The organism is Rahnella bruchi, assembly GCF_003614975.1.
Classification (GTDB): Bacteria; Pseudomonadota; Gammaproteobacteria; order Enterobacterales; family Enterobacteriaceae; genus Rahnella; species Rahnella bruchi.
On sequence record NZ_QZWI01000003.1, the window covers coordinates 111,238 to 125,263 of the forward strand.

The 14,026-nt window shown below is 52.3% G+C and carries 13 protein-coding genes; 6 read left to right on the forward strand and 7 right to left on the reverse strand.

The genetic code is table 11. The annotated features are described in order from the left end of the window. Window positions 1-36 precede the first annotated feature (36 nt). From D5398_RS07765 to D5398_RS07780, 4 genes are read right to left on the reverse strand one after another with little or no spacing between them, the layout of a single operon-like run. Window positions 37-543, reverse strand: coding sequence for a protein disulfide oxidoreductase (locus D5398_RS07765; protein ID WP_120507095.1), 507 nt, complete (start codon window positions 541-543; stop codon window positions 37-39). Then, complete coding sequence (locus D5398_RS07770; RefSeq protein ID WP_120507096.1) at window positions 530-1,114, reverse strand: DsbA family protein; 585 nt, start codon at window positions 1,112-1,114, stop codon at window positions 530-532. Before D5398_RS07770 ends, D5398_RS07765 begins: the two co-directional genes overlap by 14 nt. Continuing rightward, the gene (locus D5398_RS07775) at window positions 1,114-3,159 is read right to left on the reverse strand and encodes a protein-disulfide reductase DsbD family protein (protein ID WP_120507097.1); all 2,046 of its coding nucleotides are present in this window, start codon (window positions 3,157-3,159) and stop codon (window positions 1,114-1,116) included. The genes D5398_RS07770 and D5398_RS07775 overlap by 1 nt, the downstream gene beginning before the upstream one ends. Before the next feature lie 52 nt (window positions 3,160-3,211). Then, the gene (locus D5398_RS07780; protein ID WP_120507098.1) at window positions 3,212-3,577 is read right to left on the reverse strand and encodes a copper resistance protein; all 366 of its coding nucleotides are present in this window, start codon (window positions 3,575-3,577) and stop codon (window positions 3,212-3,214) included. 194 nt (window positions 3,578-3,771) lie between these two features. Between D5398_RS07780 and D5398_RS07785 the strand changes: the two genes are divergently transcribed. From D5398_RS07785 to D5398_RS07795, 3 genes are all read left to right on the forward strand, one after another. Then, window positions 3,772-4,014 (forward strand): DinI family protein, encoded by a 243-nt coding sequence (locus D5398_RS07785; protein ID WP_120507099.1) that lies wholly within the window; start codon window positions 3,772-3,774, stop codon window positions 4,012-4,014. A 222-nt stretch (window positions 4,015-4,236) separates the two neighbouring features. Continuing rightward, on the forward strand, window positions 4,237-6,009 hold the full coding sequence (locus D5398_RS07790) for a penicillin-binding transpeptidase domain-containing protein (protein WP_120507100.1): 1,773 nt from the start codon (window positions 4,237-4,239) through the stop codon (window positions 6,007-6,009). A 546-nt stretch (window positions 6,010-6,555) separates the two neighbouring features. Next, window positions 6,556-6,942 carry a helix-turn-helix domain-containing protein gene (locus tag D5398_RS07795; RefSeq protein ID WP_112289967.1) on the forward strand — a complete coding sequence of 129 codons (387 nt, stop codon included), beginning with the start codon at window positions 6,556-6,558 and terminating at the stop codon, window positions 6,940-6,942. 5 nt (window positions 6,943-6,947) lie between these two features. Here D5398_RS07795 and D5398_RS07800 read toward each other — a convergent pair whose 3' ends face one another. Then, window positions 6,948-7,415, reverse strand: a complete 468-nt coding sequence (locus D5398_RS07800; RefSeq protein WP_120507101.1) for a nuclear transport factor 2 family protein — start codon at window positions 7,413-7,415, stop codon at window positions 6,948-6,950. A gap of 170 nt (window positions 7,416-7,585) precedes the next feature. Then, window positions 7,586-8,713, reverse strand: a complete 1,128-nt coding sequence (gene ompC / locus D5398_RS07805) for a porin OmpC (protein ID WP_120507102.1) — start codon at window positions 8,711-8,713, stop codon at window positions 7,586-7,588. A gap of 776 nt (window positions 8,714-9,489) precedes the next feature. Here ompC and D5398_RS07810 point away from each other — a divergent pair. From D5398_RS07810 to D5398_RS07820, 3 genes are all read left to right on the forward strand, one after another. Beyond that, on the forward strand, window positions 9,490-11,520 hold the full coding sequence (locus tag D5398_RS07810) for a DUF4034 domain-containing protein (RefSeq protein ID WP_120507103.1): 2,031 nt from the start codon (window positions 9,490-9,492) through the stop codon (window positions 11,518-11,520). Between the two features lie 97 nt (window positions 11,521-11,617). After that, entirely contained in the window at window positions 11,618-11,929 is a 312-nt protein-coding gene (locus tag D5398_RS07815; RefSeq protein WP_120507104.1) for a type II toxin-antitoxin system HigB family toxin, read from the forward strand. Next, window positions 11,926-12,339 (forward strand): helix-turn-helix domain-containing protein, encoded by a 414-nt coding sequence (locus tag D5398_RS07820; RefSeq protein ID WP_120507105.1) that lies wholly within the window; start codon window positions 11,926-11,928, stop codon window positions 12,337-12,339. Before D5398_RS07815 ends, D5398_RS07820 begins: the two co-directional genes overlap by 4 nt. Before the next feature lie 513 nt (window positions 12,340-12,852). On the opposite strand, the gene D5398_RS07825 is transcribed toward D5398_RS07820, so the two are convergent. Next, the gene (locus tag D5398_RS07825; protein ID WP_120507106.1) at window positions 12,853-14,022 is read right to left on the reverse strand and encodes a beta-barrel domain-containing protein; all 1,170 of its coding nucleotides are present in this window, start codon (window positions 14,020-14,022) and stop codon (window positions 12,853-12,855) included. Window positions 14,023-14,026 lie beyond the last annotated feature (4 nt).

Here is a 14,026-nt window from a genome sequence, read left to right on the forward strand (position 1 = left end):
TACGGTGAAGGCCTTTTGTTTTCTGGCGGCGGCAAATCAGTTGCGGATTTGCGCCCACCACATCCGCGCTTTCATCCCCCGGTAAGATGTCCAGCCAGTTGTCGTGGAGATGACCTGCCCTTTATCGATGATGACAAACGTCGGGGTAACGCCGATATTCCATTGCGCCGACAACTCGCCGCGTGCATCGTTAACCACTGGCATCTGAATGCCCTTCCCCTGCAGATAACGCTCCAGCGTTGCGTTATCGCCGGAGCGCAACGCCACTGTCAGAACGTTCCCGCCTTCTTCTGCCAGCCGGGCAACCGAAGGTGTGGTCATTTTGCAGACGCCGCACCACGTTGCCCAGAAGTAGACCAGCAACGGGCGCTGCTGGCTTTGTTCGTTAAGCGTCAGGGACTGATTGCTGATGGTCTGCAACGACTGGCTGCCAAAACTGGCCGGGGCCTGCGGCGCGCGCAGAAAATCCATCCCCAGCATCACTACCAAAATCAGCACGACGAAAATCACCCCTTCGCGGGCCCAGCGCTTAAGCCTGGTCATTTTTTGCCTTCGCCAGTTGTTCCTTCACGACTTTTTGCAAATCCTCATAAGAGATAGCTCCGGCGATCAACTGATCGCCAATAATGGTCGCCGGCGTTCCCTGAATACCCAACACTTCAGCAATTTCGACATTGGTTTTCAGTTCAAGATAACTGGCTGGCGTTACTCGGATAGGTTCCAGCCCGGCATATTTCACAGCCTCAAGCGCACTGGCCTCATCATGCTGCCCTTTTTTAGACATCAGCCGCTGATGCACAACCAGAAACTTTTCCGGATGTTGTTCCCACACGGTCATCGCTGCACGACCGGCAATAATGGAACTCGCACCACGGAAAGGCAGTAATTTGATCACCACTTTTATGTCAGGATTTTCCTTCGCGACCTTTTCCAGCATCGGGTCAAACTGCTTGCAGTAAGGGCAGTTATAATCGGTAAAAGAAACAATCGTCAGTCGGGGATTTTTTGCCCCAAACCACGGTGAGGCCGGGTTATTAAACAGCGTGTCTTCTGGCGTCATCGCCAGAACGGCAGGAGAAATAACCATCATCATAATCAGCATTAACGTTTTCATTATCGGGCTCCACGGGCTTGTTCCAGCCCCTGTAATACGGCATCGCGCGTCAGCAGCGGTGATAAGATTTCACCGGCCAGAGTATGCGGACCATAAATTTGATTAAACGGCACGGCGACGCTGCCGCGTTTTTGCAGGAAGTCATTGACAGGTTTTGACGGTAACGTCCAGTCACCGCGCAGAGCCACGACGTCGTGCTCTGTCAGCGCTTCCTGCACTTCATCGCTCATCAGGACGTTGTATTTATTCGCTTTACAGGTCACGCACCAGTCGGCGGTGACATCGATAAAGACCACCTTTTTTTCCGCCAGCGCATTTTGAATCGCCTCTTCGGACAAGGGGTGCCAGGCAATATCATCGCGCAGCGGCTTCCCGCCAGCACCGGAAAACTGCGTAGCAATCACGATGGCTGCACCCACCAGAACGGCACAAACACCGGTGGTTAACGCTGAATTACGCAGACCATAGCGCCGCAGAGATAAGACAAACAACATCACCAGCAGCGCGCCCGCCAGCACGGCGACAAACCACGCTGACAGATGATTTTCCATCAGGCTCAGCAACCACAGACACGCCGACAGCATCAGTACACCGAGGAAAAGGCGTAACCGTAACATCCAGCGACCGGGGCGCGGCAGGCACATCGCAAGCCCCGGCCACAAGGCAATCATCAGCCATGGCAGGCTCATGCCGATGCCCAGCATCAGGAACAGTCCCCACAGCACGGGCAGCGGTGCGGCCAGCGCAAATGCCACCGCAGTGCCGAGAAACGGCGCGGAACATGGCGTTGCCAGCAATGTGGCGAACGCGCCCTCAGCAAAGTGTCCGCTGAGGCCGGCTCGCTGATGCGTCGCCAGACGTGTCGTCATCTTTGACGGCAGATTAATTTCAAACAATCCCAGCAGGTTGGCGGTGAATAGCGCCGTGACCAGCACCATCAGACCTATAAACCACGGATTCTGAAACTGGATGCCCCAGCCCAGCGTCTGATTGGTGTAGCGGAGGAGCGTCATCAGCAATGCCAGCGCCAGAAACGAGGTAATGATCCCGACCGAGGACGCCAGAAACTGCATGCGAATACTTTTCCGGTTGCGCTGTTCCACCTGCAAAATGCTGCCGAGTTTCATGCCCAGCACCGGCAGAACACAAGGCATAAGATTGAGGATGAACCCACCGGCCAGCGCCATCAGCGCCACCTGCCAGAGTGCGATACTGCCCGGAACTGCGGCAGGAAGCGGACTCACATTCAGGCTTATCTGCTGCGCCAGACCGTTGTCCGACAGCACGATACTCAGCGTTTTTCCGCTAATATCCTGTGCTTTTTCGCCCCACTCGTCCGTTACCGGCAGCGTGAACTGCGCTTGCTGGCCGTCCACTTTCACCACGGGTTTGCCGAGCGAAGTGTCTTCCAGCGTATCGGTAAAGACTTCCGGATTTTGCCAGCCCTGCCCGCGGTGAGCAGTAATCTGCAATACACCGGCGCGATAGCCCGCCGTTACGCTGTCCGCCAGCCCTTCAGCAATCGGCACCTTGCCCATGGCGACGGCAAACTGGCGTGCAAATTCTGCGTTATCCCCTGACGAGCTGAGATCCAGACTAAAAGGATAGTCGGTGAGAATGCACACGTTGCTGCAAACCGGCAGCGTCAGCGTTCCGGCTATTGTGGCCGGAGCATGACCACTGAGGGTTATTGGCAGCGTGACTTCATCGTGATAGCCCTGAGTCGTGATACCCGCCACATCAAAGCGTGCGGGCGTCGGCCAGTACCATGTCGTCTGCGCTGCCGTGGCCGGTTTTTGCCATTCAACCGACGGCGCAATGCCGCCTTCACCCGGCGACCGCCAGTAGGTTTTCCAACCCTTTTCAAGGCTGACAGAAAGCAGCAAGCGGGTTTCTTTCTCAGAAGAATGGGCGGGCTGCGCCTGTAAGCGCACTTTCGCGTGAGTATTTTGCGGGCTTTGCAGCCAGCCGGTGTCGGCAGCATATCCGGTATGCAGCCAGAGCATCAGTAAGCAGCCAGCGGCTACCCTGAATAAACTTTGCATAGATTTTCTCCAAAAATAAAAAGTCACATCCTGATGAAAAACAGGCGTGTTTTTATTCCCGGAAAACGCAGAGCCGCAAATGCACCCGCAGGCGCGGCACGGGGACGGCTTCGGGCACCAGCAGACGGATCGCCGCCATATTGCCGCGTGATAAAAATGCCAGCAGCAGGCTCAGGGCCAGAAACGCAAATTCTAAAAGGAGAGGAGGAACAGAAAGCAGCGATTTGCTGCTGAGCTCACAGGGAGCCGGGATTTTAGCGATTTCTGAGGTCGTGGATGACGCCTGCGCTGTCGCCGTTTCCTGATGCACGATTGCGGACAACGCATTCAGCCCGGCGATACGCTGTGTCATACACGTCAGTATGACCAGACAGGCCAGGCAAAAAAATATCAGTGCTGTACGCCGTTGTTTATCCACATTTCCCTCACAGACAGGCCGCCATTCTAACGGTCAGCCAGACATTCACAAGATGCATGAATCATGAATTACATGAATTTACGCTCACAAATCTGCGCTGCGTTCCAGAGTGCAGGCGAAAAATCACTAGAGCGCCCGCCTTGCATACTGTATATTTAGCCAGTTAATAAAATTTTATAATAATGAGGAAAACCATGCGGGTTGAACTGATTTTTGACAAACGGAATGTCTCCGGCATCCCTAATGCCAGTGCAAAAATTGAAGCAGAGCTGGTAAAACGTGTCCACCGAATGTTCCCGGATGCGGAAGTTAAGGTAAAACCGATGCAGGCCAACGGGCTGAATACGCAAGGTGCCAGTAAGCAGGAACGTTCGCAATTAAACCAAATGCTGGAAGAAATGTTTGAAGAAGCGGATGAATGGCTGTCCGTCGAATAAAATAGGGCTTCACCGTTGCACTTTCTTACAAAGAGCAATTGAAATAAACAATCCATCGCTATGGCTTAATATAAGATGTGCAGGTATACGAAATTCATTATCTTTCAGAGCGATGAGCTGTATTTTTATCGGGCACTTAACGGCATCATTTGATGCGGTGAAAGGGTTCCCCGGTGCCATCGCTTTTCGCTTCAAACGCGTCAATGACTTTGCGAAACTGCCATGCCACCGAGCTCAAAAAAATCCAGCGCCCAACCGCATTTTTATACCAAGCGCTTTGCGCTGATTTGTCTCGGCATCGTCTTTTGTCTGGCGGTACTGCTCGGTCGCGTAGGTTATCTGCAACTTCTTAACCAGCCAATGCTGGAAAAAGAAGCCGACTCCCGCTCGCTGCGTTCCAGCGTCATCCCTGCCGGGCGCGGTACCATTGTCGACCGCAACGGACACCCGCTGGCATTGAGCGTGGCATCCAAAGACATTATCGCCGACCCGTTCCGCGTGCTTGAATTGCACAGCGATCTGAACAGTCCGAAATGGCAATATCTGGCCTCTGCGCTGAATATGCCGCTTTCCCGGTTACAGCAAACCATTACCAGCGATCCGCAGCGCCGCTTTGTCTATCTTGGCCGCAAAATAGAAGAAGGCATTGCCGCCGATATCAGCCAGCTGCATCTGGGTGGCATCAGCACTCAGCTTGATGACAGCCGCTATTATCCGATGAGTGAAGCCGCGGCCAACCTGGTCGGTGTCGTCGGGACAGATAACGAAGGCCTGAACGGTGTGGAAAAAGGCTTTAACGCGTTATTGCAGGGCAAACCGGGGATGCGCGAATACCGTCAGGATCGCCACGGCAACGTCATTGGTATCCTCAAGGAAGTGGCGCCCCAACAGCCGCCAACTATTAACCTCAGCATCGACAGTTTTATGCAGTACGTTCTGTATTCCCGCCTGCGCGATGGCGTCACGCTTAACCAGGCAGAGTCCGGTGCGGCAGTTCTGGTGGATGTAAACACCGGCGAAATTCTGGGGATGGCCTCCTACCCTTCTTACAACCCGAACAATTACGCTGGCGTGCAGCCAAAAGACATGCGTAATGTGGCGATCAGCGACAGCTTTGAGCCCGGTTCGACGGTGAAACCTCTGGTGGTGATGGCCGGTCTGAACCGCCATATGATCCGCCCTGATTCGGTTCTCGATACGCATCCGTACACCGTTAACGGACACCTTATCCGCGACGTTGGTCACTGGCCGGCACTGACCATCACCGGTATTTTGCAGAAATCGAGCGACATCGCGGTATCTCATATCGCACTGGCGATGCCTGCGAACGTGCTGGTTCAGCTTTATCAATCATTCGGTTTGGGCAAAGCTACAGATTTGGGTATCGGCGGTGAAAGCAGCGGTTATTTTCCTGCGCACCGTGAGCGTTGGGCGGATATCGAGCGCGCAACCTTCTCATTCGGTTATGGTTTGCGCGTAACACCGCTGCAAATTGCCCGCGAATACGCCACGATTGGCGCAGAAGGCATTTACCGCCCGCTGTCGATTACCAAAGTCACACCGCCGGTGTTAGGCACCCGCGTAATGTCGGCTGACGTGGTCAGAACCGTGATTCATATGATGGAAAGTGATGCCCTGCCGGGAGGCTCAGGCCTCAGTGCGGCGGTGCCGGGTTATCGTCTGGCGATTAAAACCGGTACGGCGGAAAAAATGGGTTCCAGTGGTAAATACGATGGTGGTTACATCAACTACACCGCCGGTGTGGCACCTGCCAGTAATCCGCGCGTGGCGCTGGTGGTGATGGTCAATAACCCGCAGGCAGGTAAACACTTTGGTGGTTCCGTTGCAGGGCCAATCTTCGGGCAAATTATGGGAGAGGTGCTCAACCATATGAACATTGCTCCGGATGCGCTGGTGCCTGAAACGCCGCCGACAACCATCATTAATGGCGGTCAGAAAACCGATCTGGTGCGACGCCCTGCCACTGACGGTTAAACGACAATTGTAAATAGTTAAACGAACAGCATTACTAGTTAAACGAAAACCATAAAAATTCTTTACAGACTGGATCTCCCATCAAGAAGCGGTTAACGTTCGCTTGCATCCTTGGTTAAAGATCCATGCTGGAGGAAGAGCGTAAGCTCTGTAAAAAGAATGAAGCGGCTCCTTATCGTTTTTCTGATATTTGTTGCGGTTTGTCTGAGTGTTATTGCTCTAAATATGCGGGGTAGCGGCCCGTGGTAACCGAATTTTATGCCCTGAACGGGGATGAAGGGAGGAACCACTTTGCCAACCGGTAAGAACTTTTACATCTTGATTGTTCTTATCCTTGTCGGGATCGTTCTGGTGGACGACGGTATCGCCCGCCTGATTCATTGGATCCTGTTACGCTAAATCGTGGCCCGTCAGAGTGCCTGTGCACTCCTTTTCAGCGGGCCAATTTTGTCACTTCAGTTGTCATACACCTCAGAGCAACACCTGCCACGCCATCACGGCGAAGTCGTGTATAATAGCGATATTCAACCTTAAAACAGACTGGTTATGGCTCAGGATATTCATATCGCTATCGTCTGCGCACTCAGCAAATGGATTGAAGGCCATCTTGGTCGTGTGATCCACCTTGAAGAACTGGCTGAGTACTCAGGCTATTCGCTCTGGCACATGCAAAAACTGTTCAAAGAATCGACAGGCATTTCTCTGGGGAAGTACATCAGGGAACGTCGTCTGGCGAGTGCTGTTTATCAGCTGAGCAGCAGTGATACACCGATTTTCGACATCGCAATGGATTTCGGCTTCGGCTCGCAGTCGCACTTTACCTACATGTTCCGCAAGCGTTTCAATATCACGCCGCATGAATTCCGCCAGAATCCGGAAATCGAACTCGATGTTTCTCCCCCGCTGCATCTGATCCACCAGAAATCAGCCTGAAACCATCAGAATCCGAATTCGCTCAGGCCAGGATGATCATCCGGCCTGCGTCCGAGAGGCCAGTGGAATTTCCGTTCACTTTCCTGAATCGGCAAATCGTTAATGCAGGCATGGCGTGCGAACATCAGCCCCTGTTCATTAAATTCCCAGTTCTCATTACCAAAACTGCGGAACCAGTTGCCTGAATCATCATGCCATTCGTAGGCAAAACGCACGGCAATCCTCGCTCCGTCAAATGCCCAAATCTCTTTGATCAGACGATAATCCAGCTCCTTTGCCCATTTACGCTGCAAAAAAGTCACCACAGCTTCCTGACCGTGAACGAATTCACTGCGGTTACGCCAGACGGTATCGGCAGAATAAACCTGACTGACCCGCTGCGGATCGCGGCTGTTCCAGGCATCTTCAGCCAGGCGGACTTTTTCGATGGCGCTTTCACGGGTAAATGGCGGTAATGGCGGTTTAACGGACATATTGACCTCGGCTTTGGAAGAAATTCACCCCAACACAATAGCGGCGTTTTCCGGGGTTCTCACGTCAAATTGTGCCCAAAAAAAACGCGGCCATCAGAGACCGCGTTCTTTTACTGCTTGTTCTTTGTGACTCAAATCTAAACGCTATTCTGTGTCTGAGAAAGGCACGCTTAGAACTGATACACCAGACCTACAGCGGTAACGTCATCGGTGTTGATACCGGCGTTATCGGTGAAGGTGCTGCTGTCGATCAGGTTGATTTTGTAGTCAACATAGGCCGACATGTTTTTGTTGAAGTAGTAAGTCGCACCCAGGTCGACAAATTTCACCAGATCCTGATCCTGGTAGTTGTTGCCCAGACGGTCGGACCCTAAATCTTTACCGCGAGTTTGGTTATAAGCCACGAACGGACGCAGGCCGAAGTCGAACTGATAGCTTGCGTAAGCTTCGAATGCCTGTGACTGGTTAGCGTACCCGTAAGCTTCTGAATCGGTAGAACCGAAGCGGGAAGCGTTGTAAGCCTGAGTAAACATGGCAGCCAGGTAAACGTTGTTGGCGTCATATTTCAGACCACCGGTGTAACCTTCCGCTTTTTTACCGTCGCCCATGATGCCCGGTGCGGTATTTTGCTCATCAGTACGGTCAGAGTTGAAGAATGCACCTGCCACGCTGACGCCCGCGCCAATGTCATAGCTCAGGGACATACCGTAACCGTCGCCGTTCTGAGTCAGCACATCACGTGTGCCCGGTTCGCCGCCGCCGCTGTCGTTTTTGCCCTGATATTGCAGAGCGAAGTGCAGGCCATCAACCAGCCCAAAGAAGTTGTCGTTACGATACGTTGCAACGCCATTGGTACGCTGATAGAGGAACTGGTCAGCGCCGTAGGTTGAACCATCGAACTCTGGCTGCATGTCGGTCCAGGCGGCAACGTCATACATTACGCCGTTATTACGACCATAGTCGAAGGAACCCATGTCACCAAATTTCAGACCTGCGAAACCATAACGGGTAAATGCGCGGTCGCCGTCATCAGAGCTTTCAGCCTGATTGGCCTGAACCTGATATTCCCACTGGCCGTAACCGGTCAGCTGGTCGTTGATTTGAGTTTCGCCTTTGAAGCCAAGACGGATGTAGCTCTGATCGCCATCGCTGCCGGCATCATTAGAGAAGTAGTGTAAGCCATCAACCAGACCGTAAAGGTCAAGTTTATTACCATCTTTATTATAAACTTCTGCCGCACTTGCTGATCCTGCGACCACTAATGCAGGGATCATGAGTGAAAGAACACGGAGTTTCATTTTTCTGTCCTCGATAGGTGTCGGACCGTGCCACTGAATGTAAAGTACACGTTTTTACTGATTTAAATCTGCTTAACGCTTGTTGGTATCTGTATAAAAGTTGGCCCGACATGGCAATTCCATTCTCTTGATATAAATACTATTAATCCAGAAAGAAAATGATACGAAATTAGTTAATATATTTCTGAAGTATTTAAAGGTGTAACAATTTATTAAAATCGGGTAAATTTAGACCTGTGTTTATTTGTTAAAATAAAGCACGTAAAGCTAAATCAAATAAAAAACCTTTAAAATCAACCAACTATCTCAATTAGTTACCGCACTAAGTGATAAAGCATCCATTGAGCGATAATATATACTCTCTCCCGCTATCATCATTATTTGTTATTTATTACCCTCATTCCCCGTTTTGTGGAAACAACAGCCGACCCAATGTGGTCGGTTTTTTTTTGTTTTCCAAAGAGATAATTACCGAATGTGACATTCATCACTAATTATATTTCGTCGCTAAACTGTATTTCTCCATAATTACCTCACACTTTCTCCATCTTTCAAATTCCGATTTTCTTAATAGTTGATATCTAATCTGTTCAATTAATAAGAAATTTTAGGATAATTATTAATTTTTATTATGCCGAGGCTTTGTTAGTCAGTGACGGTTCGGATCCGTTACTATAGCCAAAGTCAGACCAATCCCGCTGATCGCGCAGGGGAAGAAAGTTAGACTTCTGGTGCCGCGCAAAACACCGTTTATACTCAACCGTTCAGGGAACCTCATGCCACAACCGGACCAGCACGACAACATTTCCAAAGCCAGAATGCTTCTGGCGACCCGCCGTTTTCTAAAACTCGACGAGTGGCTGTTGTCACAAATGCGTGGCTGGCAGAACCAGGGCGACGGCCATAGCGATTACGGATTGCTGATGCATCCCGCGACGTTGTTTACAGGCACAGAATCTCCCCCGCTCAATCCGCTGGAAATACTCAGTGACTGGGTGCAGCAATGCCCGCAGAGCTATCACGCACATACATTACTGGGTATGGTCTGGCATGAAAATGCCTGGATTATCCGCCAGCCGCAAGAAGGTGAAGACGTCGCAGACCACCAGTGGCTGGGCGCACAGTTATGCTGTGACTATGCGGTGCTGTCATTTTTGCACGCCATTGAACTGCACCCGCGCCCGACGCACGCCCTGCGCCATATGATGAACCTGAGTGGCGGTTTTGGTGAGCCTTACTGGCTGAAGGCATTGTTTGCCGGAGAAGTTCCCAAACCTTTACATGAAAAGTTTTCGATTCAGGGCAGTGAAATCTGGCAGGCCGGTGTGGCGCACATCCACGCACTGGGATTCGAGCCGGCTACGCACTGGCCGCAAGTGCTCCCGGATGCGTTACAACAAACCCGCAAAAACGACGAAGAAGCGCTGGATTACTGGCTGCGCATGGCAATGTCAGTGCGCCATGCGGACGTCGGCACCCTGGAATCCTACCTTTTATTCCATTCCGCGTTCTGGGGCGGCAGTGACGCACAACAGATGCAGATTATCGACAGTCCGCTGTGCGCAGAATTTAGCGAAGAAGAGCGCAATCAGTTCCGCGCTAATGCGATGTGCGATGCGCTTTCCGGCGATATCGCCGACAGAGAATCGCCGCAGGCGCTGGAATTACAATCACGCTTAGCCGGATTACTGGCTCAGCCTCTGTCGCCGGAAACACGGATCCGTCTGCTGGATCTGGCCGGGATCTGCATCGCCTACTGGCAGGACGACGATCAGGCCGGGCTGGCCGTCTATGACGATTTATTTGCTGTCTCACCGCAGGCAATGCCCGGTCACGACGCGCAGATGTTTATCTCCCGCGCCGTGCTGGCCAATGGTCACCAGGAAGGTTTACCGGTACTGACCCAGCTGCTGACCCGTGGCCTGAGTCAGGCAAATGATCCGGTGCTGGTGGCGTTTGCCGCGACGGCTCTGCAATCAGGCCTGTACGGTTTACCGGCTCGCCCTGAGTTGTGTTCCGGGCTGATGGAACATGCGTGGTCACTTATTCTGCAAGCGGGCGACGAGCAACCGGTAAAAGATCTGGTCACGCTGGCGCACGACATGGCGATCAATGACGATCTGGACGCGGCACATTTTCTGATGACCGAAATGGCCCGCCACGGCAGCGCGATCCATTGCTATGAGTTGTACTTTTTCTACCGCAATGGCTGGCATCAGGATGTGCCTGAGCAGTATCACAACGACAGTAATGCCATGGACTGCGTGCTGAGCGCCGCCCGTTCTGGCATGGTGCCCGCTATGTTTACCTGCGCCAATGCGCTGCGTGAAGGGCTTGGTGGCGAACCCGATTATGAACAGGCCATGCACTGGTATCAGCGGGCAATGGACGCCGGGCATTTATCCGCCGCCTATTTTCGTGCGAGTTGCGCGCTGGACAAGGGTTCAGATGCCGAAAAGCGTCAGGCTGCTGAAGTCTGGCTGCCGGAAATTCTGCATAACGCACAACACCCCGATCGTGCCGAAGCCGCTTATACACTCGGCATGGCGTGGCTGACCGGTACCGGCGTGAAGAAAAACCGCTATACCGCAGATAAATATATGGAATTCGTACTCGAGCTGAATCCTGAATCCGACGCTGCGAAGCAGGTACATGAAGAACTCAGCGGCTCACTGCGGGCACGGATGAACTTGTGGCAGGACAAACGGAAAGCTGAGAGGGAAGATCCGGTAGCCGCCTACCGCAGTGTTCAAACAGCTGAACCAGAAACTTCTCTGGAAGATGTGCCGCAATCTGACAACAAGTAAAGTCCTCCCACTCCTGCAAAAGGTTATTGTGGTTTACAGCTTGTAAACCACAACATTAACCTTTATATTGTTCACAGGATGTGAACTCAGGAGCGCTATGCATGTTATAGCCAAAGAAGCATTCGACCGGGCGATGCGGCAGTATCCCAATGATAAAACCGCATTACTGGCAACCTATCGCGGGCTTAAAGAAGGTGACTACCCGACGCCAGATTCCCTGAAATCCGTCTTTTCCAGCCTCGACAATTTCCGCTACCGACCAAAATGGTGGGTTTTTAACGTCGGCGGCAATAATCTTCGCCTCATTGCCTATATCAATTTCGTCAATAAGCGGGTGTATGTAAAACACATCGTCACCCATGCGCTTTACGACCAATTGAACAAACATTACAGGACTTACGCACAATGATTGCTGAAGCTATCGAAGCCAGTAAAGCGCTGGTCAAAGCGGTTCCCCTGCTGGGAGGAAGTACCAGCACTGCCGACTATAAAAGTGCGCTTGAGCTGATTGATTATCTGTTTGAGCACGACGACGAAAACCCGCTTATCGAGTTTCTGAGTGCAAAAATCGAAAGCTATGAACGCCAGCATGCAGATTTCGCCCCCTTTAATCAGGCGGTAGAAAATCTGCCACGGGGCGTTGAGGCACTTCGCCAGTTGATGAAGGATTACGGATTAAAGCAGAGCGAACTGCGAGAGGAAATCGGCGGAAAATCACTGGTCAGTCAGATCCTGAGCGGTAAGCGCTCTCTGACGGTGGAGCATATCCGGGCGCTGGCGGTGAGGTTTAATGTACCGACGAGTTTGTTTATTGACTGAAGGTTTTGCAGAGGCCGCTGCAATATCGGGCTGATATCCTCGGGCGCTCCGCCAGACACTATGTTTCAGGTATCACTGCGACAGGCTGGAAATCTTGCCGCTGCGCGGTACCTTCATTTCGGGATTGCAGCCTTTGGTCTGCAACCTCTCATTCAGCAAGTTTTCTGAAACGCCCGCACGATCTTAAATTCAATGGCAGACTGTTTTACATCTTTTAAAAAGGTTGATTGGCGTGCTCAAAAATGGCACCGAATGAATGGTTCGAGACCTATGGCTCGAAACCTGAAATTCGGGGATCGCGAAGCGATGACATTTTGCGCCACACACAAATTCGTCAGAACATGTCCGTCGTGCCCGCGATAGCGCGCAGTGAAAGAGCCCGGGGGGGTCTTGGGGGGAGGCGGCGATAAGCCGTCCCCCAAGTCGGTGTGGGCCGACGCCCACGACCTTGACGTTGACGTTGACGTTGAAGTTAAAGTTAAAGTTAAAGCCGCACAAGCAGCGGCCTCCTGCTTACCTCTCCCTCAATGACTCTTTCACCTTATTCAGCGGTTTTATCAAATAATCCAGCACGCTTTTCTGGCCGGTTTTAATGTCTACGTTCGCTACCATCCCCGGCACTATCGGGAACTGGCGTCCGGCTTTGTTGGTCAGGAAGGCTTTATCGGTTCGCACGTACACACGGTAATAATACTGGTCGCGTTTCACCTCGTCCTGCAAGGTATCCGGCGAAACGCCTTCGACTTTGCCGTCCAGATCGCCGTAAATGGACGAGTCGTAGGCCGAGATTTTGACCGTTGCCGGTAGTCCCGGGCGGATATAGGCGATATCGCGCGGATTGATGCGGGTTTCAATCAGCAACTGATCTTCAATCGGTACGATTTCCATCAGTTTGCCGCCCGGCTGCAACACCCCGCCGACGGTGGAAACCTGGATATCTTTTACAATACCGTGCACCGGCGAATAAAGTTCGGAACGCGTCACCTGATCCTCTTTCCCTGCCATGACCTGCAATTCGGCGTCCAGATCGGCGTTGTTCTTCACCTGCTCTTCACGGGCGCGCACCGCATACTGATTAATGGCATCGTCGATTTTCCCGCGCAGTTCACTGGCCTGACGTTTCAGGCGGATTACTTCCACCTGCCCCGCCGCGCCCTTTGCTACCAGCGGCTGGGTCATGTTGATTTCATCATTCACCAGTTTGAGCGACTGTTGCAGGTTGCTGACGGTTTCGTCGCGGTTCTGTTTACGCGATAAATACAGCTGGCGTTCACGCGCCACCAGTTCCGGCGATTTCATGGTTTCCGGGCTGAATTTCAGCGGCGCGCCGGTCAGTTCAGCACTCAGCCGTTCAGACGAGGCACGCAAAGTGCGCACGCGGGAAGCGGCTTCGCCATAATTCGATTGCGAACGTGTCGGGTCAAGTTGCGCCAGCAACTGACCGCGATTGACCACTGAACCTTCCTGCACCATCAGTTTTAAAATCACGCCGCCGTCGAGAGAATCGATTTGCTGCGCTTTACTCGATGGCGTGACCTTGCCGGTCCCGACGGTGACTTCATCAAGCTGCGCAAACCGCGCCCAGACGAAGAAAATCAGCAGGCAGGCCAGCGATACCCAGATGATCCACGAAACTTTGCGGCCTTCTGCTTCCAGTTCATCATGCAAAGTAAGATGTGCCATGCGA